At 45.1% G+C, this 26,844-nt stretch carries 22 protein-coding genes; 10 read left to right on the top strand and 12 right to left on the bottom strand.

The window, feature by feature from the left end; genetic code table 11:
- Positions 1 to 146 precede the first annotated feature (146 nt).
- Complete coding sequence (yiaY, locus tag OCV52_RS18175; protein WP_137408392.1) at positions 147 to 1,295, bottom strand: L-threonine dehydrogenase; 1,149 nt, start codon at positions 1,293 to 1,295, stop codon at positions 147 to 149.
- Positions 1,296 to 1,533: 238 nt separating this feature from the next.
- Positions 1,534 to 1,785, bottom strand: a complete 252-nt coding sequence (locus OCV52_RS18170) for a hypothetical protein (RefSeq protein ID WP_137408393.1) — start codon at positions 1,783 to 1,785, stop codon at positions 1,534 to 1,536.
- A 127-nt stretch (positions 1,786 to 1,912) separates the two neighbouring features.
- Between OCV52_RS18170 and yjjG the strand changes: the two genes are divergently transcribed.
- Both yjjG and yddG read left to right on the top strand, forming a co-directional pair.
- Positions 1,913 to 2,587, top strand: a complete 675-nt coding sequence (yjjG, locus tag OCV52_RS18165; RefSeq protein ID WP_004740299.1) for a pyrimidine 5'-nucleotidase — start codon at positions 1,913 to 1,915, stop codon at positions 2,585 to 2,587.
- A gap of 202 nt (positions 2,588 to 2,789) precedes the next feature.
- Positions 2,790 to 3,719 carry an aromatic amino acid DMT transporter YddG gene (gene yddG, locus OCV52_RS18160; RefSeq protein ID WP_137408394.1) on the top strand — a complete coding sequence of 310 codons (930 nt, stop codon included), beginning with the start codon at positions 2,790 to 2,792 and terminating at the stop codon, positions 3,717 to 3,719.
- Positions 3,720 to 3,753: 34 nt separating this feature from the next.
- Here the strand turns inward: yddG and OCV52_RS18155 are convergent, their stop codons facing one another.
- Positions 3,754 to 4,650 carry a cation diffusion facilitator family transporter gene (locus OCV52_RS18155; protein WP_137408395.1) on the bottom strand — a complete coding sequence of 299 codons (897 nt, stop codon included), beginning with the start codon at positions 4,648 to 4,650 and terminating at the stop codon, positions 3,754 to 3,756.
- Between the two features lie 290 nt (positions 4,651 to 4,940).
- Here OCV52_RS18155 and OCV52_RS18150 point away from each other — a divergent pair, with 290 nt between their 5' ends.
- Positions 4,941 to 5,291: a hypothetical protein gene (locus OCV52_RS18150; protein ID WP_008218874.1), complete on the top strand. Its 351-nt coding sequence runs from the start codon at positions 4,941 to 4,943 to the stop codon at positions 5,289 to 5,291.
- 10 nt (positions 5,292 to 5,301) lie between these two features.
- Here OCV52_RS18150 and OCV52_RS18145 read toward each other — a convergent pair whose 3' ends face one another.
- Positions 5,302 to 6,180: a LysR family transcriptional regulator gene (locus OCV52_RS18145; protein WP_063522763.1), complete on the bottom strand. Its 879-nt coding sequence runs from the start codon at positions 6,178 to 6,180 to the stop codon at positions 5,302 to 5,304.
- A gap of 162 nt (positions 6,181 to 6,342) precedes the next feature.
- Between OCV52_RS18145 and OCV52_RS18140 the strand changes: the two genes are divergently transcribed.
- The 3 genes from OCV52_RS18140 (at position 6,343) to OCV52_RS18130 (ending at position 9,731) form a co-directional block, all read left to right on the top strand.
- On the top strand, positions 6,343 to 6,924 hold the full coding sequence (locus OCV52_RS18140) for a class I SAM-dependent DNA methyltransferase (RefSeq protein WP_137408403.1): 582 nt from the start codon (positions 6,343 to 6,345) through the stop codon (positions 6,922 to 6,924).
- A 311-nt stretch (positions 6,925 to 7,235) separates the two neighbouring features.
- Positions 7,236 to 8,792, top strand: a complete 1,557-nt coding sequence (locus OCV52_RS18135; protein ID WP_137408396.1) for a YjjI family glycine radical enzyme — start codon at positions 7,236 to 7,238, stop codon at positions 8,790 to 8,792.
- 24 nt (positions 8,793 to 8,816) lie between these two features.
- Positions 8,817 to 9,731 (top strand): YjjW family glycine radical enzyme activase, encoded by a 915-nt coding sequence (locus OCV52_RS18130; RefSeq protein ID WP_102423161.1) that lies wholly within the window; start codon positions 8,817 to 8,819, stop codon positions 9,729 to 9,731.
- A gap of 47 nt (positions 9,732 to 9,778) precedes the next feature.
- Here OCV52_RS18130 and OCV52_RS18125 read toward each other — a convergent pair whose 3' ends face one another.
- The 5 genes from OCV52_RS18125 to yccS form a co-directional block, all read right to left on the bottom strand.
- Complete coding sequence (locus OCV52_RS18125; RefSeq protein ID WP_137408397.1) at positions 9,779 to 10,690, bottom strand: LysR family transcriptional regulator; 912 nt, start codon at positions 10,688 to 10,690, stop codon at positions 9,779 to 9,781.
- A 74-nt stretch (positions 10,691 to 10,764) separates the two neighbouring features.
- Positions 10,765 to 12,027: a hydroxymethylglutaryl-CoA reductase gene (locus tag OCV52_RS18120; protein ID WP_137408398.1), complete on the bottom strand. Its 1,263-nt coding sequence runs from the start codon at positions 12,025 to 12,027 to the stop codon at positions 10,765 to 10,767.
- Positions 12,028 to 12,235: 208 nt separating this feature from the next.
- Positions 12,236 to 12,577 (bottom strand): hypothetical protein, encoded by a 342-nt coding sequence (locus OCV52_RS18115; RefSeq protein WP_137408399.1) that lies wholly within the window; start codon positions 12,575 to 12,577, stop codon positions 12,236 to 12,238.
- A gap of 121 nt (positions 12,578 to 12,698) precedes the next feature.
- On the bottom strand, positions 12,699 to 12,884 hold the full coding sequence (locus tag OCV52_RS18110) for a hypothetical protein (RefSeq protein ID WP_061031158.1): 186 nt from the start codon (positions 12,882 to 12,884) through the stop codon (positions 12,699 to 12,701).
- Positions 12,885 to 13,216: 332 nt separating this feature from the next.
- Positions 13,217 to 15,400 (bottom strand): YccS family putative transporter, encoded by a 2,184-nt coding sequence (gene yccS / locus OCV52_RS18105; protein ID WP_137408400.1) that lies wholly within the window; start codon positions 15,398 to 15,400, stop codon positions 13,217 to 13,219.
- A gap of 177 nt (positions 15,401 to 15,577) precedes the next feature.
- On the opposite strand from yccS, the gene helD reads away from it, so the two are divergent.
- The 3 genes from helD to OCV52_RS18090 all read left to right on the top strand — a co-directional run bounded on the left by helD (position 15,578) and on the right by OCV52_RS18090 (position 19,618).
- On the top strand, positions 15,578 to 17,653 hold the full coding sequence (gene helD, locus OCV52_RS18100; RefSeq protein ID WP_137408401.1) for a DNA helicase IV: 2,076 nt from the start codon (positions 15,578 to 15,580) through the stop codon (positions 17,651 to 17,653).
- An 84-nt stretch (positions 17,654 to 17,737) separates the two neighbouring features.
- A complete protein-coding gene (locus OCV52_RS18095; protein ID WP_137408402.1) occupies positions 17,738 to 18,088 on the top strand; it encodes a VOC family protein in 351 nt (116 codons plus the stop codon).
- A gap of 153 nt (positions 18,089 to 18,241) precedes the next feature.
- On the top strand, positions 18,242 to 19,618 hold the full coding sequence (locus tag OCV52_RS18090) for an IS4 family transposase (protein ID WP_102265919.1): 1,377 nt from the start codon (positions 18,242 to 18,244) through the stop codon (positions 19,616 to 19,618).
- Between the two features lie 75 nt (positions 19,619 to 19,693).
- Here OCV52_RS18090 and OCV52_RS18085 read toward each other — a convergent pair whose 3' ends face one another.
- On the bottom strand, positions 19,694 to 20,149 hold the full coding sequence (locus OCV52_RS18085; RefSeq protein ID WP_008218843.1) for a methylglyoxal synthase: 456 nt from the start codon (positions 20,147 to 20,149) through the stop codon (positions 19,694 to 19,696).
- Positions 20,150 to 20,211: 62 nt separating this feature from the next.
- A complete protein-coding gene (gene torT / locus OCV52_RS18080; protein ID WP_137408978.1) occupies positions 20,212 to 21,240 on the bottom strand; it encodes a TMAO reductase system periplasmic protein TorT in 1,029 nt (342 codons plus the stop codon).
- A gap of 92 nt (positions 21,241 to 21,332) precedes the next feature.
- Here torT and torS point away from each other — a divergent pair, with 92 nt between their 5' ends.
- Positions 21,333 to 24,347 (top strand): TMAO reductase system sensor histidine kinase/response regulator TorS, encoded by a 3,015-nt coding sequence (gene torS, locus OCV52_RS18075; RefSeq protein WP_137408979.1) that lies wholly within the window; start codon positions 21,333 to 21,335, stop codon positions 24,345 to 24,347.
- A gap of 127 nt (positions 24,348 to 24,474) precedes the next feature.
- Here the strand turns inward: torS and OCV52_RS18070 are convergent, their stop codons facing one another.
- Complete coding sequence (locus tag OCV52_RS18070) at positions 24,475 to 26,829, bottom strand: fatty acid cis/trans isomerase (RefSeq protein ID WP_137408980.1); 2,355 nt, start codon at positions 26,827 to 26,829, stop codon at positions 24,475 to 24,477.
- Between the last annotated feature and the right edge of the window lie 15 nt (positions 26,830 to 26,844).

Here is a 26,844-nt window from a genome sequence, read left to right as displayed (position 1 = left end):
AGTTACGACAATGCGACTTTTAAAGAGATTTATCTGGATCAGTGGCTATTCAAAACAGAGACTTGAATAGCATATGGTAGGTAAAGAAAACGGGCTCAGTAGGTGAGCCCGTTTGTCGATAAGTTTATAAGTGACTTAATGGCCGATTACATTGCCGCTTCGAAAATCGCAGAGATTTCTTCGTGGGTCGCTTGTTTAGGGTTAGTAAAACCACATGCGTCTTTCAGAGCGTTGTCAGACAGAGTAGGGATATCTTCTAGCTTCGCACCAAGTTGCGCGATACCTGTTGGGATGTTCACGTCATTTGCTAGTTGAACAATCGCTTCGATCGCAGCTTCTGCACCTTGCTCTGGTGACATACCTTCAACGTTAACGCCCATTGCTTTTGCAACATCACGTAGACGCTCAGGACAAACTTGCGCGTTGTAGCGTTGAACGTGTGGTAGCAAAATAGCATTACATACACCGTGTGGAAGGTCGTAGAAACCACCCAGTTGGTGCGCCATCGCGTGAACATAACCTAGTGACGCGTTGTTGAACGCCATACCCGCCATGAACTGTGCGTAAGCCATTTGCTCACGTGCTTCAATGTCTTCGCCGTGCGCTACTGCCGTTCTTAGGTGAGCTTGTACAAGTTCAATTGCTTTAATCGCTACAGCGTCTGTTATTGGTGTCGCTGCGATAGAAACGTAAGCTTCGATTGCGTGTGTTAGCGCATCCATACCTGTTGCAGCAGTCAGTGATGAAGGCTTAGCAAGCATTAGTTCAGGATCGTTTACTGAAATAAGCGGTGTTGTGTGCTTATCAACGATAGCCATCTTAATGTGGCGCTCTTCATCAGTGATGATGCAGAAACGTGTCATTTCTGAAGCGGTGCCCGCAGTCGTGTTGATAGCGATAAGAGGCATCATAGGTTTTTCAGATTGATCGACACCTTCGTAATCTGCAATCTTGCCGCCGTTAGAAGCAACCAAAGCGATACCTTTTGCGCAGTCGTGTGGAGAACCGCCACCTAGAGAAATAACGAAATCACAGTCGTTGTCAGTCAGTAATTCAAGACCATCATTTACGTTTGTGATGGTTGGGTTTGGTTGAGTGCCGTCGAATACCACAGCGTCTACACCGCGCTCGCTAAGAAGGTCTTGTACCTGCTTAACCACGCCAATTTGGTTTAGGATTTTATCGGTTACGATAAGACCTTTTTTAAAGCCTTGAGACTGAATGCTATCAGCAGCATCCTTTAGACAGCCAGTACCCATGAAGTTGATTGTAGGGATGTAAAATGCACTAGACATTGGAAAACTCCGGTTAATTATGATTTTTAATTGCCTATATGTTGTCGGCAAACAACTGGTCGACCATTGATCTGGAACAACTTTGATTTCGAACTACCACTTTCTGGTTATTGGTTGTGATAGGGCTCATATAGCAATCGTTTTTATGGTTTTCTGATGTGTATATTGTCAGTTATGGATGGTGAATAATTGATCGTTCTAAGACTGGTATGATGCTTTATAACCATTGAAAATAAGGCTATTCAGTCAACGCTGGCTCATGTTCTTCTTGTGTCGATTCTTGAGCTGGGTTGACAGTGCATTCGACCTGGCTTTCCTTTTTCCCAGGTGAATCTGACGCTTCTTGAGGCTCTTCATCGTAGTATTTGACCAGGAATGGAGTGAGCATGACGGATGACGGTAAGAAGTGCTTCATAGTACATCCCGGTACATTTCGTGTATTTCCTTTATGGTATTGGTTTAATATGTGGCAAAATTTGCGATACATCATGACTTGTTGCTTGTTTTCTATAAATTCTTAGAACTATATTCAGGCTCACAAAAATGGTAGTAGAATGCACACTTAACCGTTGAGGTTAGGAAAATTCGGCTCGATAGCGCGAATAATAGGAGAGATAATGAAGTACGATTGGATATTCTTTGATGCGGATGAAACCTTGTTCCACTTTGACGCTTTTCAAGGAATGAAGCTAATGTTCTCACGTTTTGGTGTGGATTTTAGCGAGCAGGATTATTCTGTTTATCAAGAAGTTAACCTACCACTATGGGTAGACTATCAAGATGGCCGAATTACGGCTGATCAACTGAAGCACACACGCTTCGAAAGCTGGGCAGAAAAGTTAGAAACAACAACTGCAGAATTAAACAGCGCATTCCTAACAGCAATGGCGGACATCTGTTCTTTGCTACCGGGTGCCAAAGAGCTAATGGAATCGTTACAAGGCAAAGTGAACATGGGCATTATTACTAATGGCTTCACTGAGCTGCAATCGATCCGTTTAGAGCGCACTGGCATGACCGATTACTTCGAACATGTGATCATTTCTGAAGAAGTCGGCGTTGCTAAACCAGATGCTGAGATCTTTGAACATGCACACAAGCTTGTTGGCTTACCAGCAAAGCAGCGCATTTTGATGGTGGGAGATAACCCACACTCAGACATTTTAGGTGGCTTAGATTTTGGTATCGAGACCTGTTGGTTAAACAGCCAAGAGAAGGCGACGCCAGAAGGTATTAACCCGCATTATCAAGTGAAGTCTCTGGCTGAGCTACAAGCACTTCTGTTAGCGTAACGGCTTACTGACTTTAGCTTTATTCATTGATCATCTTTTTATTCGTTGATCATCACTTTATTCGTTGATCACTAATGGCCGAGTACAATTCTGTGCTCGGCTACTTAATTTCTACAGGTTTCACTTTTCGATTGTGGTACTCAAGCATATTTATGCTTTAAGCTGCCACGATAACTACTCATAATAAATAGAAGGAATAAGCGTGCTGAAATCTCATCGCCATAGCTGCTACGGCATTGCTGCCATTTTACTTTGGAGCTGCTTAATTGCGTTATCTCGTAGCGTCTCAGAGCAATTAGGCCCAATTGGCGGCGCAGCCAGTCTTTACACAGTGAGTTCACTGTTTTTGGTTTGCGTTATGGGGTTACCTAAGCTGAAACGCTTCTCAAAGTCTTATTTGTTGATTGGTGGCGCGCTGTTCGTTTGCTACGAGATCTTTCTAGCCTTGGCATTAGGCATGGCAAATAACCGACATCAAGCCTTAGAGATGGCGGTTATCAATTACCTTTGGCCTGCTCTGACGGTATTGTTTGCGGTATTACTCAGCGATAAAAAGATAAATTGGCTGGTGTACCCTAGTATCTTTTTGGCTTTCTTTGGTGTGGCTTGGAGCATCAGTGGCGACCAAGGCCTCTCTGTTGAACAGATTGCGGCAAATATCGCGACTAACCCTAAAACCTATTCGATGGCGTTCTTCGGTGCGATTATCTGGGCGGTTTACTGTAACTATACTCAGAAAGTTGCGAAAGGGCAGAATGCGATTGTGTTGTTCTTTATCGCTACAGCGATCACCTTGTGGATCAAATACGCACTTAGCAGCGAAACCGGAATGGTACTTACGAGCAGTGCCGCGATTGATTTGGCTTTAGCTGGCGTGTGCATGGGCGCGGGCTACGCGCTTTGGAATACCGCGATATTGGGTGGCAACATGGTCTTTCTTGCTACCATGTCTTACTTCACGCCAATTTTTGCAACCTTACTCTCTTCTATGATTTTAGGTTTAACGCTGACTATCACATTTTGGCAGGGGGTATGTATGGTGACGATTGGATCACTGGCTTGCTGGTGGGTTACAAGAGAAAAAAAGCCGACGGTTAAGGCGTCGGCTTCTGAAGAGATTCAATCTCAATAGCAATTGCGTTTATCTACCGATTGCTGGGTGAGAATTAGCTCGCGATGTTGAGGTTCAGTTGAAGCTCATATGGCATCTTAGACAGGCGTCGCTTTAGTTGGCGGCGCGTACGTTCAATATCATCGACCGCAATCGCTTGTTGGTCGTTGGTATGAATATCAACGTTGATTCTTAGCTCAGGACCAACCTTAGTCACACCGATTAGCTCCAAATCTTGTTCTGCTTCTTTGTCTACCGCGACAACGTTCTTATCTACCGCGTCACAAATTTCTTTGTTTGCCGACATCATTAGTAGCTCACGCATCGCTTCTCTTAGCATATCGAACGGTACTTTGATGAAGTAGAAAGACATCAGCAACATCATCATTGGGTCGGCATACACAGCGTATTCTGCGAACGGTGAGAATGTCATTGACCAAGCCACGACGAAACCTGCTGTTACCGCGACACTCAATAGTGTATCCATTTGCCATTGCTTAGACTCAGCCTGAATCAAGCCAGATGAAATGCTCTTACTCTTTTTAGCGATGTACCACCACGCGTAACCACAGCCCAATACGTTAAAAATACCAAACAGAGTTGCGATAGAAGCATCAACTTCACGACCACCTGTCATCAAGGCGCCAATCGCTGAATACAGTGAATAACCAACCACAAGTAAAATGACAGCAGCTTTAATCGTGATGACGATAGGTTCAATGATCGCACGACCGAACGGGAATTCACGATCAGAAGGGCGATTAATGTATTTTGAGGCAGCTAGTGACAATAAAGTTAACAGTAAGCTAATAAGAGAGTAGACACCGTCAAATACTATGACCAGAGAGCCAACGAGAAGACCCAACATCAATCCGCCAATAGCGAAGCCTGATGCTAAAAGGGCTGAGAACAATAGAACTCGGTTTTCGTTTTGGCTTTTCCTGTCACACATAATATTTTCCAGATGTTTTTGATAATTTCATTGTTCTAATATTGAGCGAGATTTTCAAACTTTATCTGATGATGTTTATGTTACAGAACATGGTTTTTTATATTATTCATTTTAATTCAGTTGTTTACATTAATATTTAGGTGTCAGTAAAATTGACGATGACTGTTTTCGTGGACTAGTGTGCAACTGAATCAAGATCGCTTATCATTAATAAAACACATCATTGAGCGGTGTTTTATAGCGCGGTGAAGGGCATTAGCGCTTGGAATAGTGGGAAAGAAAGGATGACGATGAAGTTTGATGATATTAGCGACAGCGATTTGTGGGCAATCGCTAACCCTATTATGGATAATTTGATGGAGGGCTCAACCAATGTTGATCATGCCCAACATTGTCGCGACTTTACTCAACGAATGAAGGACATAGTGACACCTGAGTATTTAGAAAAGGTGTGCCATCATTATCAACACAGCAACGGCTTTTTTGCAGAGCGCGAACCTGTTGCGGTGTTTAGGCGTTCTGATTCCGTCGCTTTTATATGGAAGCAGGCATACACCATTGCCAAAGGCGAATTCGTTGCTGAAATGGTGCTAGTTGAAGAAGACGGACGTTATCTAGTGGACCATGTGATGGTCTTCTAACCAGCCTCAATTAGAAATCGAACAAGTAATCACTTAGCTGGTCTGCGAGCCAGTTCATACCTGGGTGTTCTGCCATTCCAGCTGCCGTAAACATGCAGTAATCTTCTTGCGTTAGGCCGTAGGTGTGTTTGATTACTGCTAATTCTTGCTCACGCAGCAGATGACGTATCAGCGGCTCTGGCATTACGCCCCATGCGTCTTCACGCAAAATTGTATCTAGCATAAAGTCAAAGCTAGAGAAACCAATGTAACGACGAGAGAAGGGCTCAAGCTCTGGATTATCTTTTTCGTTGAGATAAACCATGGTCGCTTGCATCGAATTTCTTAGCACTTCGTCGGAGACACGGCGCATTGCACTCAGGTCATGTCCTTTCTTACACACAGACATCATCCGAATCTTACCAAGTGGGTTATAGATGATTCTTGGGTCGTCTACACGTTCGTAATCAACACCGAATGCGAAATCAACTTGTTGAGTTTCAACGAGGTTGGCTAAGTCACCACTCGATGCTAGAACGAAGTTAAAAGAAGTAGAAGGGTACTTGTTGTTCAGCGTGTGAGATAAATCTTGCCACATTTCATCGGGCAGAGAATCATCGCGAGCAATCCATATCTCGGCGTTGAACTCACCAGAAACATGGAGGCAGGTTTGTTTAATACGCGCCGCTGTCACTAACATTCCTTCGCAATCTTTATAGATGGCTTTGCCTGCTTCAGACAGCTCGACGTGGTTGCCGCTGCGTACGAAAAGTTCTACATCTAATTCTTTCTCCAAGGCTTTGATCGACATACTAAGCTTGGTTCGGTTGCATTCTAGCTGGCGTGCAGCTTCAGAGACTGATCCTAAATCAGCAACAGAACAGAAGGCTTGGACTTGAGAAAGGTTCATTTCATTTCCAGATTAGGCGGGTATTGGTGCATATTATATTGAATATTGTGCTGGCTATCTTAGAAATAGTCCATCTTTGCATGATAACTCTATGACGAATTGACTAATTTAGTTTACTCTGGGCAGGTTCCGAACCTACAAGAAGTAAAGATGGAGGCCATGATGGCGAAACAATGGGACGAGTACGCCGTTGATTGGGATAAAGATCCCGCGACCGCAGGATTCGCACAGTCCGTATTTGACCAGTTAACACAGCTCGTTGATTTAAACGGAACCCGTGTCCTTGATTTTGGTTGTGGTACAGGACTACTCAGCCAAAAAATATCTCCTTTAGCAAAAGAGATCATCGCACTCGACATGTCTGAGGGGATGATTGAAGAGCTAGATAAGAAAGAACTACCCAACGTTGAACCGGTTGTTGATATTCTATCGCGCGGGCTAGCAGCGCAGCATCCAGCATTCAGAAACCAGTTTGACTTAGTGGTTGCATCGTCGGTTTGTGGCTTTCTCCCGAACCTACAAGACACAGTTAGCCTAATTTATACGCTACTCGAAAACGATGGCACATTTGTTCACTGGGACTGGTGTCTAGAAAACGACAGCGATGACTACGGCGTAAGCCCTGAGCGCTCAGAGAACGTATTGAGTGCTGCTGGATTTTCTGTTGTTGAAGTATCGGCACCTTTCTCTGTTGATACCCCACAAGGCAAGCTAAAAGTGCTGATGGGCGTTGGACGTAAGTAGTTCATTTGAAGCTTATGGCTAAGTGATTAGCGAGAACTAAAATCCAAAACACGTTTTAGCGAACGAAGTAAAACATAAATAACCGAACCCACATCAACGGTCTTAGTGCCAGTTATGTGGGTTTTCTATTTTTAGTTGTTGAGATTTATGACACTTACTAACGTTTTAAACGCATAAATCCGTCCCTCTAAAATCGCCCAATGACAAATTGCTCATTTCCATTTTGGAAATGTATCCTTGCATACATTTCACTAGTGGAAACTGAATGGTCAGATATAAAATAAGCCCATAACAATTTTAAGGGTTTTATCATGAGCCACCAATCTGCTTCTCCACAACTTTCCAAGCAGCAACAACGCTTTAGCAATATCATTTCAGATGCCAATCTGTCACCAAAACAGAAGTCGAGCTATCTTGCTTTAGAGGCTGAAGCAAGCCTACCGTACATGCCGGTAAGTAGTGAAGTAGAACAAGCCTTACAACAAGGCGTGCTATGTGACATGTTTGAAGGTCACGCTCCATTTAAGCCGCGCTATGTGCTTCCCGATTATTCTAAATACTTACATCAAGGCTCAAAGTATTTAGAGCTTAGCGCGGCAATTAATTTTGATGAAGCATTGAACATGCTTACCATCCTTTACCATCACGTCCCATCGGTAACATCTATTCCTGTTTACTTAGGTCAATTGGATGATGTATTAATGCCTTTCGTTGGCGACTTAACAGAAGAGCAGGTTTATCAGAAGCTTAAGTTATTCTGGATCATGCTGGACCGCACACTGCCAGATGCGTTCATGCATGTGAATATCGGGCCAACAGACAACATTATCTGCCGTACTATTTTGCGAGTTGATGCTGAACTCAAGCAGATTGCGCCAAACCTTACTTTTATGTATGACCCTGCTGTAACACCTGATGATTTGCTACGTCATGCTGCGAGCAATATTTGTGAATGCAGTAAGCCACACATCGCTAACTACCCAGCACACGCTGCGGCATACGGTGATAAGCGCTTTGGCATCGTGAGTTGTTATAACTCTCTTCCTTTGGCTGGTGGTTCAAACACTTTAGTACGTATGAACCTAAAACAAGTAGCGTTGAAGTCTGAGGACAGTGTCGATTTCCTACAGCAAGTGTTACCACACTACAGCGCTATCATGGTTGAGCTAATGAACGCTCGTAGCCGCTTCTTGCATGAAGAATCTAATTTCTTCAAGGGTTTCTTAACCCAAGAGGGTCTGATCGAAGAAGATCGCTTTGCACCAATGTTCGGCATCTACGGTATGGCTGAAGCTGTGAATATCTTGATGGAGAAAGAGGGTAACGCAGGACGTTATGGTCATGACGAACAAGCTAACCAACTTGGACATCGCATTTCAGAAAAACTGGCTGAGATCGTTGATAGCTCTGAAGTGAAATATGGTTTAGAAGGCAAGGCTCTATTGCATGCTCAAGGTGGTATCAGCCTAGATGAAGGTGTAACACCAGGTGTGCGTATCCCTTATGGAACAGAACCAGATCCTGTCTCTTACGTTCGTGCGACAGCGGGGCACCACAAGTTCTATACCTCAGGTATCAGCGACATTTTAACCATCGACGAAACAGTGAAGTCGAACCCTGAAGCTATGTTTAACCTGTGTAAAGGTGCAATCCAAGCGGGTTACCGTGAGTTTACCGCTAACGTTGCATCAAACGACTTAGTTCGTGTGACAGGTTACATGATTAAGTTGTCTGACATCGCTAAATACGACGAAGAAGGTTCGCGCACCAACACGACTTTCTTAGGAGCTGAAGCGGCGAAAAATACGGGCATCTTAGAGCGTAAACCGCGCGTGGCAAGCTTAGAGATGTCGCCAACGTACGAATAACCTGGTGTTCGAATCACATTAACTATGAAAATTTCTGATCTAACAACTCAAATGGCTAGGGTTAATAACAATAAGACAGAAAAACAAGCGAAGGTCAGCCGTGTGCTGACCTTTTCTTGTGTTGATGGGCCGGGAAATCGGCTTGTGCTGTTTCTACAGGGGTGCAATTTCGACTGTATAACCTGTCATAACCCTCATACCATCAATCACTGTAATCATTGCGGAGATTGCGTTAGTGGCTGCCCAAGTGGTGCCTTGAGTACTATTGGTGGCAAAGTGATATGGGATCCGGTGGCTTGCACCAATTGTGACCAGTGTATTGATGTTTGTGGTCACAAATCGAGCCCGAAAATCACCACGATGACGGTTTCAGAAGTGCTAGAACTTGTGAGACATAACCAGTTCTTCCTGAGTGGTATTACCGTGTCGGGCGGAGAAGCGACCATGCAGTTGCCGTTTATCATTGATCTATTTGAAGCGATGAAAAGCGATCCGCAGCTAGCGCATCTCACATGTTTTATTGATAGCAATGGCTCGCTGTCAAAACAAGGCTGGGACAAGGTGTTGCCTTATCTTGATGGAGCGATGATTGATCTTAAATCTTGGCAATCAGAAACCCATAACTGGCTAGTGGGAAGAGGGAATCATCGTGTGTTTGAAACCATCAATTATCTAGCGGAACAAGGTAAGTTACACGAAGTTAGGCTTTTGCATATTCCGGGTAAGAGTGACCTTGAGGATGAGATAGAGCAAGTTGGGTATTACTTGAAAGGATTGCCAGCTGATGTTCGGATTCGACTCAATGCTTTTCAACATCACGGCGTGACTGGCGAAGCGTTGGAGTGGCCTAAGTGTACAAAACAACAGATGCAAAGCTTTCACGACCAGCTCTACACGATTGTTCAAAGGCCGATGCAAACGCCAGAGGTGTACACTTAATATTCTCGGTCTTCAATGACCAAAGAACTAGGCTTCTAAAAAAAGAGCTAGGCTTCTAAAAACAGGTCACACAGCCATTTGATCGCCTGATCATTCATGTTTGGCTTGTTCCACACTAAGCTGTACGCCACTTTTCCGTAATCGAAGGGGAGTGGCTTACTCACTAATCCGTGGGCTTGTTTTGCGTGTTCAGCCCACTGTTTCGAACAAGTGAACAGGAAAGGTGTATTGTGACAAAGCACAGCCGCTGCACCAAAGTCAGCGACCGAAATAGCCATCTCTCTTGGCTTATGGCGTTGCACTAAGCTTTGTTCAAAGTAAGGCTGTGACAGTTCATTATCTAAGATGCCAATGTGCTTGTAGTTTAGGTAACCCTCTACCGTCAGCTCTTGCTGTGCGAGCGGGTGGTGAGCACCCATCAAGCAAACCATCTCATCCGGCAGGATCGTTTCCCACACCAGATCTTTGTTGTCTGTCGGAGGTTGAGAGATATCGTGAGGTAATAAGATCAAATTAACCTTGCCGCTGAGCAAAGCATCGAACCCAAGCTGCTGTTTCGAATAGATATGAAGTTTTGCTTTCGGAGCAAGCCCTGTGGTGATTCTGCTGATCTTAGAGGCGAATACTTCAAAAGTACTCTCGCGCATCGAGAGTGAAAAGCTGCCTTGGTATTCCTCTGGAGCGAAGCTCTTCTGATGAAGCAATCCATTCATGCTGGAAAGAATCGCGTGAACCGTTGGAGCGATTTGAAGTGCAAAGGGCGTTGGGATGAGCTTAGTGCCATCTCGGTAGAACAGCTCGTCGTTGAGGATCTCACGAAGCTGAGACAGGGTCTTACTCACACTTGATGGGCTAACACAGAGCTGCTCAGAGGTTTGAGTCACGCTATGGGTATTTAGCATTATATGTAGAGCAGTGAGGTGCTTAAGGCTCACTCTCGATAAGTGTAAGTAATCCATGTATGACTCGCGAATTCAAATTGGCTTGTGATTTTGAATTTACACCAAAACCGAACAAGCCAAATTGATAAAGGTTATTTTCGAGCTAACTTATGGTGAGCTCGTGAAAAGTGGCCTGCGCAAAATGCACCAACGATGGAAAGCTCACCGGCTAAACACAATGCAGCGCAAACTTCAGCTAAGGCTTGGGATTTACCATTGCCGTGCAGCCCTAGCAAATCAAGACACGCTTTTTGGCTTGGAAGGCTGGTACCGCCACCAACAGTACCCACCATTAGGTTAGGAAGCGTTACGCTTGCGTATAAACCGCCTTCTTTGTTTAGCTCCATGCGAGTCATGCCAATGGCAGATTCTGCAACGCACGCGGCGTCTTGTCCGCAAGCAATATAAAGAGCAGCTAGTGCATTAGCGTAATGGGCATTGATACCGATAGTGCCGCTCAGAGCGCCGCCCACAGTGGTCATTTGACCAAACTGAACCATCTTCTCAGGCGTGGTATGTAGATACTTAGCAACAAGTTCTGCTGGGATATTTACTTCAGCGGTTACCTTTTTACCACGAACGCTGCGCAAGGTTTGGGTATTGGCTTTCTTATCACCCGACAAGTTACCATCAAGGAAGGCGTGATCGGGTTTCACTGGTGTATGTTCAATGATGTACTCAAATACCGCGTTGGTCGCGATGGTCACCATATTCTGACCAGAAGCATCTCCGGTTAGAAACTCAAACACCAAATAAACATGGTTACCTTCAATGTTGATATTGATATCGGTCAGTTTGCCGTGTGATGTTGTTGATTCTGCCAAGCTCTTGAACTTTTCATACTGAGTTACTGCCCATGCCACAAATTGTCCAGCTTCCACTAAGCCTTGGAATGCAAAGCCAGGGGTGCGCGTTACGCCTTCATTGAGCAACATTGCACTCGCGCCGCCACAGGCACTAATGAGTTTAGAACCTCGGTTGTAAGACGCGACAAGTGCTGCTTCGGTTGTTGCCAGTGGAACTAGGTAATCACCTTGGGCAAACAAGCCGTTGACGCGCAATGGGCCAGAGATACCTACAGGTACCTTAACAGTGCCAACGAAGTGCTCGATGTTTTTTTCATAGGTTTGCATCTGGCTTTCAGTATGAGGGTCGAGTAGCTCTTTTTGTGATTCTTGATTATCGAGAGCAGTCCAACGACGTGTCACATTCTTTTCTGTCAGGTAAGGGCTAGGTGTCAGCTTGTTTGCTGGCTTTTCAAAATGAGGTTGGAGTTTATTTTCTAATTCGTCTGCGGAGATATCGCCCCCTAAAATAGAAACATAGTCACGGCGATGCAGATTTAGTTTTGGCATAAATAGTATGAAGTAAAGTTTGTGCAGCAAAATGGTTTGCGCTGATTCTACCGAGTAATAGACCAGAAACAAGCGCCAGATATAATGAGTTACAGTTTGTGTGCTTATTACGTCAAAAAGTATTAAAAGTGCTTGAACCAAAGGGATTCAGACTACAGGAACCGGACGTTAAATTTGATTATAGATCAGTTCAACAGATCAGCACGGCCTAGATATGGATATCGAGTAGGCTGCCAATGGCTTCGTTTTGGCGCTCCACAACGCTAGCACCGACACGGTTATAGCTTGCACTCTGCGTTAATTTGACCAACGCATCGCTTGAAGAAGCAGTAGGTTCTGGTTCTTTTTCTTTAAATGAAAGTGATTGCTCAGGTTCAATTTGATTAAAGCTGAAATCGCTGTCTTCGATTACATCGTCGTCAGATTCGGGCACATGTTCAGAGACTTGATTATGTTTTGAGGCTTGGTTGAGTTCGATCGCCGCTTCTTCAGCCATGTTGGCAGACTGCTGAATAATGGCGTAACCAGATTGAATACCAGATATCGACATAGCAGGACCTTTAATTGACGTATTGGAAGAGTCTAGGTGGACGATATTTTAAGCGCAATGTTGAGAAGGGGAAATCTACGGTGAAACGGTGAACTTAAGCTAAAATAGTGATATCTGTCTATTAACTGAACAGATCGTTAAGTGCATTTAGCTCTTCGTCAGTAAGCAGAGTTTCTTTCTCTGTTTCCAGATTACCGTCAATCTCACCCTGCAACGCTTTTAGTTGCTCCGGGTTAAGAAGCTGGATCTGCTGTTTAAATGCTTCAAACTGTTGAGTATTCATAATGTGACCTTGCTGCAATTCCATATGCTCCAAGGAGCATAGACTACTGTAACCAGAAATCAAACAAGATTAAGAGAATATTAAACTTATTTTGTCGTTTCCTAGAACTAAGACAACTATAAATTTCTGTGGTCGCTTTTTGTCCGAGAAATGTTAAGCAAAGTTAAGGCTTGGTCAATCAAAGTCAGAAAATCATGACAATGTAAAAATCGACTCATCCCTTATGCAGTAAGGCTAGGTGAGGAGTTGCCCTACCCAAATATAGGTATTGGTAGAGCAACCCACAAATTTAACAAATGATCAAAAGGTAAGCGATTGCCGCTATCTTTTTGTTTTTACAGTACTTTGTGCTTCGTTCAAGAAGCGTCCGTTTCAAACGCTTTGTCGATTTTTACTTTAACTGCAAATTTGGTTGCTAGCGTATGCAGTTCTGGAAGCATTCGATAGATCAAATGCAGCTGTTGTAGAACCATTCTGACAGAACTTTCGTCTTCTTCTCGCCACTCACTCAAACGTTTATCCAAATCAGGATCGTAAGTATTTTTGACTTCACACTGTTCGCAGTGAGAGTAAAGCTGATCATTGAGCGCGTCGAGGTGCTCATGGATGACACGGTGAGCATCTAAAACGAGCTTGTGTGTCGACTCGTCGTCGATACGTGTTCTATGCGCACCTAAAGCGGAAATGTAGCTTAATAGGGCGTGGTTGAGCGTTAGGAAGCGGAAACTCTCATCTTCAGAAGTACGATATTTCCCAGGTTCGACTAACATACTGCTGATCGCCACGGTCAGGTTCGCATCGTTATTGTGAGCACTGCGACGAGCGATACGGTAATTCAGCGTGTCTTTTTTGCCGACTCGGTACTGACCGATGATTTGCGCTAGATAGTTTTTGTTGGCGTCCAGCGCGTCAGCCATTACCTTGTGTAGTCGCTTTGATTGCCAATCGGGTAACACATAAACCACTGCCAATACCGCCAAAGCACAGCCAATGAAGGTATCTGCAAGCCTTGGCAGAACCACAGCGTAGCCTTCACCAAGCTGGTTAAAGCAGAACAGTACCAATAGGGTGATGAAGCCTGTCGCGAAGCCGTAGTTATTAATACGGAACGCAAAGAACATCACACCACTGATCACAATGAATACCAACTGGCTTTCTTGAGAAGGGAAGAAGGTCAACAGTGGCACACCGATCAACAGGCCAGCAACGGTACCAATAACACGCGCAGTCAGCTTTTGGCGGGTAGCACTGTAGTTTGGTTGGCAAACAAACAATGTCGTTAGCAAGATCCAATAACCGCGTTCGATCTCAAACCCTTGGATGATCCCGTAGCCAAGTGTCAATGTGATTGCCATACGAATGGCATGGCGAAAGAGCATAGAGTCAGTATGAAGGTTGGCTTTGATCTTCTGCCACATTGCCGACAGCGTATGTGGGTTGGTGTCGTCTAATACATCTTCCTCTAGCTTTTCCGCATCTGGGTTACTGATGTTTGATAGCTGCTTCTCAACGGTCGCTAGGTTATTGAACAGATAATCCAGTTGGTTCAACAACGGCTTCCATTCGGGCTTATTTTGTTGATGTAGGTGGTTGAGTGAAGACATTAATTCATCCAGCGCTAACACTGATTTATCACCATGTTGATACTCAGCGCCCACCTTGAGTGAGCTCGCCACCTCTTTACATGCTGTTGCCTGCGCTTCCAGTAGGTATTTGAAGCGGAATAGCACATCAGAACGTTCAAAGTGTTTGGCAAGCTCTTGGTAGCGGTAGTGAGTAGAACTTACACGCTCGTGAATATCTTGTGCGATGAAATAAGTGTTTAAGAAGCGGTCACTTGGGCCATCAATGTGTCCGCGCTTAGAACGGTTAAGTAGCGTTGCTTTACACATGTTGAGCGCATTCACGGTACTCGCATTCAATTTGGCTTCAATAATGCGGTGTGGTTGAGGAATAAGGTCAGAAACAGGGTAGAAAAGCTCAGCCTTCGATTCCATGTAGGTGCCAATTTGGTCAAACACCGTAGCAAGGTTCTGCTGTACAGGTTGCATCGGCCACACGATTTGCCAAATCATCGACATGAAGTAGTACCAAGCTGCGCCCGTTAAGAGTAACAAAGGTTGGAACCATAAGTTGACGCTCTCATGGGCCCCGAGCATGGTGTAGATGGCCACTAGCAGAGAACCAAAGGCGATACTGGCGTATTTAGGGCCGATTGCACCCAGCATGATGAATGAGAATGTTGACGCAAATAGACCCAATGCGAACAGCCAGGGGGTGTCGAAAAGTAGTTCAATAGAAAAAGCGGCGACGGCAAAACAGATAAAGGTTAGGGTCAGGGCTTTTAAGCGACCAGTAAAGCTGTCATCACTTTCGGCCAATGCCGCAGCGATAACACCTAAAATCAACGGGGTGATGAGTGTGTTCTGTCCATAATACCAAGCAGGTACGACTACTCCGAGCAGAGTGATGAGAATTAATATGCTGTAATTTATGGTTTTATTCGCCCAATAGAGGCGTAATTTGGCTGAAAAGTCCACAGTCACTCGCTTGACGCACTAAAAACCATAATCCTAACAGAAATCAAGCACAAGAATTTGATACTTATCCATAATTGTCCATAGGTGGTCATGAAAGCGTCGATAAGATATGAGATATTATTAATTCTCATTGCATCATGATATAAATTCAATATTCCCAATTAAGAGCACACTCCAATGCAGCTAAGCGCTAACAAGACTGCACAATTTTTTATTCAAAATGAATACCATCAGGTTGAACTCGATGGTTCACGTCTACTGTTGTCGTCAGTGGGAAGTGAGGAACGTATCCCGTTTACTATTTGGAGTGGCAAGATCGCGATCAAACGCGGATTGTTTTGGGGATCGTTACAGTTTTTTGCTAACCAACAAGACGGAAAGCAGCGCAGTTGGTTAGTTCAAGGTCTACCTTGGGACCAGTGTCGTCAGTTTGCACGTGCATCTGTGGCGGCATACCAGAAATGGCACGACACACAGTGTGAGCAGCTGGCTGAACACGTACCTCAATGGGAAGCTGAGTTACTACGCTTAGAGCAACTTCCAGCCTTTCTTCCTCATTCTAAAGTCAACACTTGGGTTGAGAAGGTTAACTCTGGCCTCGAGAGTATGACGATGACTCTGGGCGAAGCTGCGCAGCGTATGCCAAATCGCATCGCAAGAATGCAGCCGTGGTTGTCAGACACCGAGGTTAAACAAGCGGAAAGAAACCAGCAATGGCTTGAGACCGAGAGAAAAAACTGGGAAGTGTTGTTTGCCCAGTGTGAGTCATCGCCGTTGAACCTGTCACAGCAATATGCGGTTTTGATGAACGATGACCATAACCTGATTCTGGCAGGTGCAGGTTCCGGTAAAACCAGTGTTCTGACAGCACGTGTCGCTTACTTATTGCAAAGTCACCAAGCTCAAGCCGAAGAGCTTTTATTGCTTGCGTTTGGTCGTGAAGCAGCCGAAGAGATGAAGCAGCGCCTCGACAGTAAAATTGGGTTGTCCGCTGAGAAGGTTCAAGTGAATACCTTCCACCAGTTGGGTTTGAAGATCTTGAATGAGGTTGAAGCCGAGCGTGTGGTGATTTCTCCGTTAGTACTTGATGATAACCAGCGCCAAGCATGGTGTATTGATTGGTTGAAGAAGCACTGGATGACGCCGACCAACTTCAAACGTTGGCAGAAGCATTTATCTAAATGGCCGATTGCTTACCTGACGGGTGATGACGAGCTAGGCAGTCACGTTTCAAACCTTAAACTGATTGGCTGGCTTGAAAAGCAACTAGAACAGCTGAACGCATCAGGCTTAACCAAGAAAGAAGTACAGCAGCAGCTTATTGACCACCGCGATTACACACGTCTTAACAGCGAACTATCACTTTGCTGGCCATGTGTTACGGCGTGGCAAAAGGCACTGAAAGAAGAGAACCATATCGATTTCTCGACCATGATCAGCCGTGCAACTCAGTACGTCGAAAAAGGTAAGTTTATCTCGCCTTGGAAGTTCATCATGATCGACGAATATCAAGATATCTCTCCTGATCGCCTTGCCTTGGTAGAGGCACTGTGTAACCAGTCTAAAGCGGAGCACCAAGCGTCTATTTTTGCCGTGGGTGATGACTGGCAATCCATCTACCAATTTGCGGGTGCAGACGTTGATTTAACTACAGGTTTTAAAGATCGTTTCGCGAGCTCGACAATTCATCACCTGGATACCACGTATCGTTTCAACAACCAGTTAGGTGCTGTGGCGAATCGCTTTGTGCAGGAAAACCCAATTCAGTTGCCGAAAGAGCTGAACAGCTTCAAGCAACAGAAGCAAAAGGCGGTATACAGTGCGCCAAGTAAAGAAGTTGAGAAGATTCTTGATCAACTTAACCGTCAATCTAAAGGCAAAACTAACAAGTCGGTGTTATTGCTTGGTCGTAACCACTATCACAAGCCAGAATTATTGGAAGACTGGAAGAAGATTTTCACCTCCATTGATATCAACTTCATGACTTGTCACGCCAGTAAGGGTAAAGAAGCAGACTTCGTTATTATCCTTTGCGTGGATGAAGGACAATTCCCAGCGAAGAAGAAGCAACTGCATATTGATGGTGCATTGACTGAATCGTCAGACGTGTTCCCATACGCGGAAGAACGTCGCTTGTTCTACGTAGCGATGACACGTGCTAAAGAGAAAGTGTGGATCACGCACAGTGGCGATGGTTCTGGCTTCGTACAAGAGCTACACGGCTCCGACTACCCTATAGTCCGTAAAAAGTAGTCGTCTAGCTAGGGTGTCTAGGTAGGGGTTTAAGTCGCATTCGCCTGTATTTTATTTGCAGACATAAAGCAGAAGGACATGCATATGGAACATGGTTCAATCAACTATATCGAATTTGCCGCGAAAGATATTGCAGCGACCAAGGCGTTTTTCAGCCAAGTGTTTGGTTGGCGCTTTGAGGACTATGGTCCTGAGTATTCCGCTTTTGAAGGTAAAGGGTTAATGTGCGGTTTCTACTTGGCTGATTTGTCTTCTGATGCAGAAAAGGGCGGGGCATTGATGGTTTTCTACAGTGAAGATCTCGAACAGACCGAACGTGACGTGCTTAATGCGGGTGGAGAGGTCAATCGTGAAATATTCAGTTTCCCAGGTGGCCGACGCTTTCATTTTCGCGAGCCAAGTGGCAACGAAATGGCAGTGTGGAGTGACAAATAGCCTTTTCTCATGACATCTATACTCAGATAAACCAAAGCCTGCGATTAAGCCTGTCTCTTATACACAAATCCCTAAGCCACGCTTGGGGATTTTTTTTGAACTATTTTTAGGTATCATGATCTGATCATCTAAGCAATGACAAGGATGATTATCATGACCTATATAGAGCCAACCCTTTGGGCACAAAAACAGTTCGGTCAAGCCCACCTTAATGACCCTAGACGCACTCAAAGACTCGTTGCTCTCGCAGCCTCACTGGCCGAGCAGCCTGGCGTACCCGTCTCGAAACTCATTATATCCCCTGCTGAAATGGAAGGGGCTTATCGCTTCATCCGTAATGAGCAAATCAAAGCAGAAGATATCGCAGAAGCGGGTTTTTATGTCACCGCACAAGAAGCATTAGAGCAACAAACACTTCTTGCCTTAGAAGACACCACTTCTCTCAGTTACTCCCATCGCAGCATTCGAGATGAACTCGGGCACTCTAATCAAGGCAATCGACATCGCGCCATGTTTGTACACTCAACCTTACTTTTTGCTCCCGACACTCAATCTGTTATTGGTTTAATTGAACAACAGCGCTGGACTCGTGATATAGAAAAGCGAGGTCAAAGGCACCAGCATGCGACTCGACCATACAAAGAGAAAGAAAGTTATAAGTGGGAACAAGCCTCTCGCCATGTCGCTGAGCGACTTGGCGATAAAATTTCGGATGTCATTTCTGTGTGCGATAGAGAAGCCGACCTATTTGAATACCTCACTTACAAGCGAGAGCAACAACAAAGGTTCCTCGTTCGCTCAATGCAAAGCCGCTGTATTGAAGAGCACGATAATCGTCTTTATAGCTATGCTTCTACCCTGTTATCAGCCGGAGAGAAAGTGCTCGAAATACCGCAAAAAGGCGGTCGTAAAGCTCGCAAGGCTCATTTAGATATCAAATATGCCCCCGTGACACTCAAGTCTCCTGCTAACAAGAAAGAGTTCGATAACATTCCGCTTTACTACGTGGGATGTATAGAACAAGGAGAGAGTGGTAATAAGCTCGCATGGCACTTACTGACTTCAGAGCCGATAACGAGCAAGGAAGAGGCACTCAAAATCGTCAGTTATTATGAGCGGCGCTGGCTGATAGAAGATTTTCATAAAGTCTGGAAAAGTGAAGGGACTGAAGTTGAGCAACTGAGAATGCAAAGTAAGGATAACTTAGAAAGGCTCAGCGTCGTTTTGGCTTTTATCGCGACTCGGTTACTCCAGTTGAGGTTTATGAATGAATCAGACGAGTTATCTAAGAGCAGTTGTGAGCAGGTATTAAAAGGCAAAGCGTGGAAGTTAATGTGGCTCAAGTTGGAGAGCAAAAAACTACCGAAAGAAGCGCCTAATATATCATGGGCTTACAACGGTATTGCTCGGTTAGGTGGTTGGAAGAATACCAAGCGAACAGGTCGCGCTTCTATAAAGACGTTATGGCAAGGATGGCTTAGGTTACAAACCATCCTTGAAGGGTATGAACTCGCCAAGTCTCTTGATTAACCAGACTTGTGATCAAGAGACAGGCGATTAAGCAGGCTTTTTAGTCTGTGACGTACTCATCTGTCTTAACGAGAATTAGGTTCGTTCAGCCAGATACGCTTCGTAATCTGGAATCTCGATAACAACTTCTTCTTCAAGTAGTGAAGAGTTGAAAAGGAAGTTCGCAGTAGCGCGGTTGGTTGCTACAGGAATGTTCCAAACACTCGCGATACGCAGTAGTGCTTTTACATCAGGGTCGTGCGGTACGGCATTGAGTGGATCCCAGAAGAAGATCAGCATGTCGATCTTGCCTTCTGAAATTAGAGCGCCAAGTTGTTGGTCGCCACCCATTGGGCCACTGATCATGCTCTTGATTGCTAAACCTGTCTCTTTGCTTAGCAGAGAACCCGTTGTACCCGTCGCATAAAGGAAGTGGCTTTGTAGCTTCTCTTTATTCTCTTTTACCCATCTTAGAAGCTCAGGTTTGAAGTGGTCATGAGCGACTAGAGCGATATGTTTATGCGTTGGCATAGTACGCGTTGTTTTTTGCATGAATGTTCCCTAAATTATTGTTCGTATTTTTATAGTTATTGAGTGCTTGGTTCAATATAACACTATGGATTCACACTGAATACCGGCCGAAACTCAGAAGGTGACAATGAATCGGCAATAATTTGATCTTTGAGTGTTGCAGGGGTCAGAGCTTCAATTTTTGGTGCGCTGTGCATCTCGTAAGGTTGGTCTCGTAAATAACTCACCGCTTGTTTCACCGACAAGCGACCCTGTTCCACCATTTTGTCTGTTGGTGCAAAAAGTACCTTGTTTCGCAGTAAACCTCGGTAAGTCCCGTGACTTAGGTAGCTAGAAATCAGCCCAATCTCATCGGTTTTGTCTGCCGCTCTTAGCTCGCTGATTGCAGCCTCAACCGCGACGGCACTGCCGACAATGTATTTTACGTGAGCTTGTTCTATTACTTGTTGTACAAGATTGCGTTGTAGCTCTTTGTCGTTGTCAGCCCAATAGCTCACATCGATTTTTACATCGCTATCTTTAATCGCGTCATAGAATCCTAACGCCACAGGTTTGGTGCCGCCACTCGCTTGAGGGCCAAGCAAGAGTGCAATGGGCGTTTCGCCTGAACCTTTAGGATGAAGCTTGGCAAGGTATTCACCTACTTGAAAGCCCATCTTATACCAATCAACACCAACCGTGCCTTTCAAGACTTTTTGCTGCTCCTTACTTAGTGTTAACTCATTCACGGTCGCAAACACAGGTGTCGATCCAACCCAGTCGGTGAGGTTATCGTGATAGGCGTCTGGTGATACTGTGCCTAAAATAATGGCATCGGCACCCCATTGAGTGCAAAGCACGAGTTGCGAGGCTTGCTTGCCGATATTTGGGTAGCCGCCAGCTTCTAGCACTCGTAGCTCAACCTGCAATTTTTCGGCTTCGGAAATCATGCCGTAATTCACAGATAACCAATAGGAATCCTTGAGATGTGGGTAGATGGCGCAGATCTTCTCTTTTTGTGACGTCGCAGTCGCCGGTTTGATAGGGCTTAATAGCTCATCAGCACTAGCGGAAGAGGCGGTTAACGCAAGTAAAGATAAAAGAAGTTTTGACGCGAAGGATTTAGTGCGCATGAATTGCCGTTTTATTGGTTTTAGATAAGAAACACTGCAAAATATAGCGTATTCTGCAGGGGTAAAGAAGAACGTTTTAAGGTTTAGGTTTTATGTTGTTAGCTTCAGCAAGTATTGGACGCAAGCTGCTGGCCTCATTTTTAGTGATGGCGATGCTCGTTCTTTTGTCTGCATTGATTGGTGTTTCTGGATTTAGCTTTGTTGCAAAAACAGAAAGAAACGTCGTCGATTCTGCTTTGCCTGCGATGATTGAAGCTCGTCAGGTGTCTGAGTTGAGTAATCGTATCATTTCGTCTGTGCAGACCCTCTCTAATGCGAGAAATGAAGCAGAGAGAAAAGAGGCTGGCACACTGTTGTTTGATCAGCTTGAGTCTTTGTTGCAACACATCAAAGACCTGGGTGTCGATAGTTTCGACTCAGAGCTGCTGCATAAACTTGAAAATAACGTGCAGAGCGTTATCAACACGCTAGCTGAACTAGGCGTTTCAGTAGAACGTAAACTCTGGCTAACCAAAGAGCTGACGTCTCGCGTTGAAGAGATGCGCTTATTAGCTGAAGAGCTAGAACAGCTGACTCGAACTCAAGTGCTGAACACGGCGACCATAGCGGTTGCTAACGTTACCCATATCTATGACCTGCTAGAAACTAAAGAAACCGATAAAGCTTACCAAGCCTTGGATGCGCTGGTGGAAGTTGATCTTGACCTATCAGAGCGTCTACACGAATTGCACTTGCTGGCGTTTAAAATGCTTAACCAAATTGAGGAAACTCAAACGGTAACCAATGTTGAGCGTATCCACCAAATCCAGACCGAGTTTGAAACGAATCATAGGGTCATGGTGCGCCGCGTGAAAGCGGTAGAGGATCCAACACGTTCAGAGCAAATGTCTCAGCTTCTCCATGAATTACAAAAGCGCCAAGTGGTGTTTGATATCTCTCTGGAGCAGTATGAGAACACCAAAAAATCTGAGCTGTTGATGCAGAATACCTTGAAGTTGTTTTCACAGCTGAACATGACGGTAAACCAACTGATCGATGACTCCAACCTGAGTACGAAAAAAGCGGTAGATGAACTGACTTCTACGTTAAGCCTCGCGCAATGGTCGCTCTCTGTGATTTCTATTATTGGCTTGGTGATAGTGGCGTTTATTGTATGGCGAGTGGTGTATGTGTCGGTCGTGAAACGCCTTGCTGAATACTCTGCTGCCTTGATGTCTATTGCACAAGGGCGCCTTAATATTGATATCTCAGTAAAAGGTAATGATGAGCTTGCGCACATGGGTGAAGCAATCATCACAGCAAGAAACACAGCGCAGGCGCTACAAGTGGTGGCTGTGGGTGAGGCTAAAGCGAAACGAGAGCTAGAGGAACACAAAGAGCACCTTGAAGAGCTGATCACAGAGCGAACTTACCAGCTTCAACAAACCAACGAAAAGCTGAACGTCGAGGTGACGAATCACGCCAAAGCGCGAAGTGCCGCCGAGCAAGCGAGCCGTGCTAAGTCTGCTTTCTTGGCGACCATGAGCCATGAAATCAGAACACCGATGAATGGGGTATTGGGCACGGCCCGTTTGCTAAAAGATACCGGGCTGAACTCTCTTCAATCGGGCTATGCTGACATCATTAACCGCAGCGGTAAGAACTTATTAGCCATCCTCAACGATGTATTGGACTACTCTAAAATTGAAGCTGGGCACCTTGAGATAAGGATTGCGTCTTTCGACTTGCATCAAATGGTTCAAGACACCTATCAATTGATGGAAGGGCGAGCAGCCGAGAAGAAGCTTGGCTTTAGCTACCATATTGAAAGCGATGTACAGCGCTACTGGCGTGGTGACGTCACCCGTATTAGCCAGATATTGAATAACCTGGTTGGTAACTCAATCAAGTTTACCGATAAAGGTGATGTCGACATCTTCATCAGCTTAGATCTCGAAGATGAAAACCGCGTCATGTTTGAAGTGTCCGATACGGGCGTTGGGATACATGAAAGCGAACAAAAGTGCTTGTTTGATGCGTTTAGCCAAACCAACAGTGGTCGAAACACAACGGGTGGCACTGGGCTAGGTCTGGCGATCAGTAAACGCATCATGTTGGCAATGAACGGTGATATTGGCGTTCATTCAGAAGAGGGGGAAGGCAGTCAGTTTTGGTTCTCTTTACCGCTTCAAGCTGGTGAAAAAATCGAAACTAAAGCTGCAGTGGTTGAAACCTGTATCCGCGCTAAAGTGCTGTTGATTGAAGACAACCCAGTGAACTGCATTGTTGCCGAAGGCTTCTTAAACAACCTAGGGCATGAGGTCGTGATTGCCACAACCGGACAAGAAGCTCGTCAGATATACAGTGAACAGGTCTTTGATATTGCACTTGTTGATATCAACCTCCCGGACTGCGATGGCGTTGAGCTTATTCAGCAGCTTAAAGAGATCGAGGTTCAAGCATCTGCTTTAGACTGTTTACCAGAGAGCACTGCACAGTATGCGCCTCCTATGGTGGCGGTATCGGCTCATGTGTTTAATGAAGAAGTAGAAAGTTATTTGGCGTCTGGCTTTGATGGCTTCTTACCAAAACCTTTGGAGAAAGAAGCGCTTGCAAGGCTGATAGTGACTCAGCTAGATGGCAAGACCTTGCTATTGCCACAGCCTGATCCGAATGATTCGACCTGCCAAAGAAACCAAGATAGTTTTTGTGAAAAGCGTATTGAGAACGACCTAGTAGTCGAAAGCAAAGTTAAACAGCCAGACCAAGAGGAAAGTCCTGTGACCATTTCTGATAGCAAACTGATAATTGATAGCAAAGTAATAGAAGGCGACTTGTCTATTCTTGGTTTGGACAAGATGAAGCAGATTGTCGGGCTATTTGAACAAAGCAGCCTTGAAACGTTAAAAGAAATGGCTGACGCCAATGATGCGGAGAACGCCCGTGAGGTGAAATCGCTCGCTCATAAGCTCAAAGGGTCGGCAGGCAGCTTAGGACTATTAGCCCTGTTTGAATTGTGTAAGAACATTGAGATAAGCAGTGAGCCATTAACGCAATACAAGAACAGCTCTGAAGAATTAACGGGGCTCGTTAAAGACTCTCTAGCGGCGTTGCAACAACATGTCTGATATAGAATGTTCTCTGCCACATAATGAGCTTCTTAGGCTAAGCTGAGCTCTGTCTAACCGCGCATCCAGAAACAAAAAATCCTCTGCCAAGACAGAGGATTTTTGTTTTTAAAGCGGCATCTGAGGACTAACGATTTTCGAAGCGGTTGTAGTCTAACAGGCCGAACTCAATTGGTTGGTCTTGTTGGTACCAACGATGTACACGGTCACTGAATGGCCAGAACTCACTAGAGCTGCGTCGGATGGCAAACTTATCAAGCAGCGCCACGTAATCTTCTTCAGTCTGTAAGTTTTGTAGAGACTTCACTAGAGTTGGAAGTTCCTTCTCTGTCAGTGATAGGTAAGCGGCTGGATAGCTGCCTACAATGCCTCGGACGAGCGTTAAGTCGTCATTAGCGTAATCTCTGTTACCCTCTTCGTTAAATAGGCTAGAAATGTTGCTGTGAGCGTTGTTGTGAATCATGGTGAATAGCTGCTCTTCACCGTTTTCGCCTTCAATCATGATCATCACGAGTTGAGGGACATGGCGTAGGCCTTCACCTTTCACCAAGCTTACCTGTTTAAGCAGTGCTTCATTTTTACGGCTAAAGCCAGTATCAACGATCTCATAACGGTCATTAAGTATTGGGCTCAGCTTATCTTTCAGCTTATCGAGTAACTCACGTTTTGGATCGGCCGTTTTGTACACCACGCTAGTTGGCTGATCAAAAGGTGCGATATTACGTTGCAAGAAGTCGCTCAACTGGACGCTTTGATTTTGGTACCAGCTTGAGTGCTCAAGGTGTCGTACATCTTTTGGTAACAGTGTTAAGAAGTTACTTTCACCTTCAAGACGTAAGAAATCCATAAACATACGCGTGATGAGCTGGTGGCCGAAGTTTCCGTAAACATCGAAGCCAGCTACAAGTAGGTAATGAATTCTTTCTAAAAGTGCGTAATCCAGAATCCACGCCGTTTTAGGTTGAGGGCCAACCAAGCCTTGTACAACCGATGCACTGTCAAAGTGACGGAAAACAGTGAGGGCAGCGTTCGGGTTAGTCCCATTGCCATCCCAGATAACGTCTGTCGTTAAGTTCTCGCCATTCTTAAACCATTTATTAGCAAAGTCTGATTTCCCTTCTAGGTAGCGTGCTTGCTGTTTTGAATATCTAACCCAGTTAGTTGCAGGAACCGTGTTACTTTCAAGCTCACTTGGAAGCTTAAGGTTGTCACGTTGGCTCGCATAAAAGGCATTGATCTCTGGAAGATCGGCTTTGTCTGGGTCGATAAAGAATACCCAGAATCGGTCGTTAATCACGTTTAATGCCAACTGACCACGACACACAGGGCCTTTGATGTAAGCCATGATGGTGTTCTGAGCGTTGTCGAGCATAAACTTAAAGCGAGAGTTTACTGGCAAGGCCTCAAATGAGGTCATCGGGTTCGCGGCAACATCAATATCGTAACTTGGCAGCTTATCTACAGTGTAATCGGCATCAACAAACCAAGTGTTCCAGTTTTGCAGGCGCTCTTCATTGAGTGCGAAAGGCATGTGTGTCTTGTCGACAATTGTGCCTTGCTCAGGGATAAGACGGTAGTACAAGCGTGGGACTTTTGGATTATCATAAGGACGACGAGTGGTGATGCGCTTAACTGGTTCGCCAGGAGGTGTAGCAGAACGAACGATCGAGAAGAAACGTGTCGGCTGTCCTAACTCAGAAAAATAAACGTGTGATAAGAACAAGTGCTCATAGATGTAACGTGCTGAAAGCTGGCTCTTTCTTGAACTTTTGTTGAGGAACTTTTCGTAAGTATTAACCAGTTCTTGCTCAGCTTCACTTAGCGGAATATGTTCGTTCATCAAAGCGCCATTTTCTAGCCAGCTCATCAGAGTCGCGTATTCTGTCTTGTCTAAGTTAGGCATCCCATAAGGCATACCCCACGTAGGGTAATCTCTCTCATATTGAGCGTACTCTTCGATAGTCGGACACTGCTGGTCACGATCGATTGAAAAGTCGAAGCCTTCTAGCTGCGTTTGCTCCGGAAGTGGATGATTCTCTTTCTGAATCAACATACGAGAGACAAGCCCAGCATCTAAGTTAGCGGTCGAGTTCTGCATACGTTCGTTGAGTACAGGGTGGAAATCAGCGTCGCGCCACTCTTGTGTGGTTAACGCATCTTCAAACAAGCGAGTGGGAGCCGATGCCGTTAAACGCGTACCTTGATAAACCAGTGCTTTACTTGCACCTCGGTCGATACCCTCCACAGAAGACATTTTTAGTTGGCAAGGAGCATCATAGCAGGCGTGACAAACCACACATCGGTTATCAATGATCGGTTTAACTTCGTTGAGAAAGTGTTGCGATTGAGCTGAAAGGATAGGAGTTTGGCGATCACGAACTTGTTGTTCGCCAAACAGCTCATCGAAGTTTAGACCCGCGTACACGGCACAACCTGAGAACACGCTGACAAGAGACAAAATGAAGAGTTTTTTCAAATTCATACGTACTTAGATATT

The organism is Vibrio chagasii, assembly GCF_024347355.1.
GTDB lineage: Bacteria > Pseudomonadota > Gammaproteobacteria > Enterobacterales > Vibrionaceae > Vibrio > Vibrio chagasii.
The sequence above is the reverse complement of the archived record's forward strand: the minus strand, read 5'-3'. Positions and strand labels throughout refer to the sequence as shown.

Coding starts and splice junctions, on each gene's coding strand:
- yiaY (WP_137408392.1), bottom strand. CDS start 1,295: ATGTCTAGTGCATTTTACATCCCTACAATCAACTTCATGGGTACTGGC.
- OCV52_RS18170 (WP_137408393.1), bottom strand. CDS start 1,785: ATGATGTATCGCAAATTTTGCCACATATTAAACCAATACCATAAAGGA.
- yjjG (WP_004740299.1), top strand. CDS start 1,913: ATGAAGTACGATTGGATATTCTTTGATGCGGATGAAACCTTGTTCCAC.
- OCV52_RS18155 (WP_137408395.1), bottom strand. CDS start 4,650: ATGTGTGACAGGAAAAGCCAAAACGAAAACCGAGTTCTATTGTTCTCA.
- OCV52_RS18150 (WP_008218874.1), top strand. CDS start 4,941: ATGAAGTTTGATGATATTAGCGACAGCGATTTGTGGGCAATCGCTAAC.
- OCV52_RS18145 (WP_063522763.1), bottom strand. CDS start 6,180: ATGAACCTTTCTCAAGTCCAAGCCTTCTGTTCTGTTGCTGATTTAGGA.
- OCV52_RS18140 (WP_137408403.1), top strand. CDS start 6,343: ATGGCGAAACAATGGGACGAGTACGCCGTTGATTGGGATAAAGATCCC.
- OCV52_RS18135 (WP_137408396.1), top strand. CDS start 7,236: ATGAGCCACCAATCTGCTTCTCCACAACTTTCCAAGCAGCAACAACGC.
- OCV52_RS18130 (WP_102423161.1), top strand. CDS start 8,817: ATGAAAATTTCTGATCTAACAACTCAAATGGCTAGGGTTAATAACAAT.
- OCV52_RS18125 (WP_137408397.1), bottom strand. CDS start 10,690: ATGGATTACTTACACTTATCGAGAGTGAGCCTTAAGCACCTCACTGCT.
- OCV52_RS18120 (WP_137408398.1), bottom strand. CDS start 12,027: ATGCCAAAACTAAATCTGCATCGCCGTGACTATGTTTCTATTTTAGGG.
- OCV52_RS18115 (WP_137408399.1), bottom strand. CDS start 12,577: ATGTCGATATCTGGTATTCAATCTGGTTACGCCATTATTCAGCAGTCT.
- OCV52_RS18110 (WP_061031158.1), bottom strand. CDS start 12,884: ATGGAATTGCAGCAAGGTCACATTATGAATACTCAACAGTTTGAAGCA.
- helD (WP_137408401.1), top strand. CDS start 15,578: ATGCAGCTAAGCGCTAACAAGACTGCACAATTTTTTATTCAAAATGAA.
- OCV52_RS18095 (WP_137408402.1), top strand. CDS start 17,738: ATGGAACATGGTTCAATCAACTATATCGAATTTGCCGCGAAAGATATT.
- OCV52_RS18090 (WP_102265919.1), top strand. CDS start 18,242: ATGACCTATATAGAGCCAACCCTTTGGGCACAAAAACAGTTCGGTCAA.
- OCV52_RS18085 (WP_008218843.1), bottom strand. CDS start 20,149: ATGCAAAAAACAACGCGTACTATGCCAACGCATAAACATATCGCTCTA.
- torT (WP_137408978.1), bottom strand. CDS start 21,240: ATGCGCACTAAATCCTTCGCGTCAAAACTTCTTTTATCTTTACTTGCG.
- torS (WP_137408979.1), top strand. CDS start 21,333: ATGTTGTTAGCTTCAGCAAGTATTGGACGCAAGCTGCTGGCCTCATTT.
- OCV52_RS18070 (WP_137408980.1), bottom strand. CDS start 26,829: ATGAATTTGAAAAAACTCTTCATTTTGTCTCTTGTCAGCGTGTTCTCA.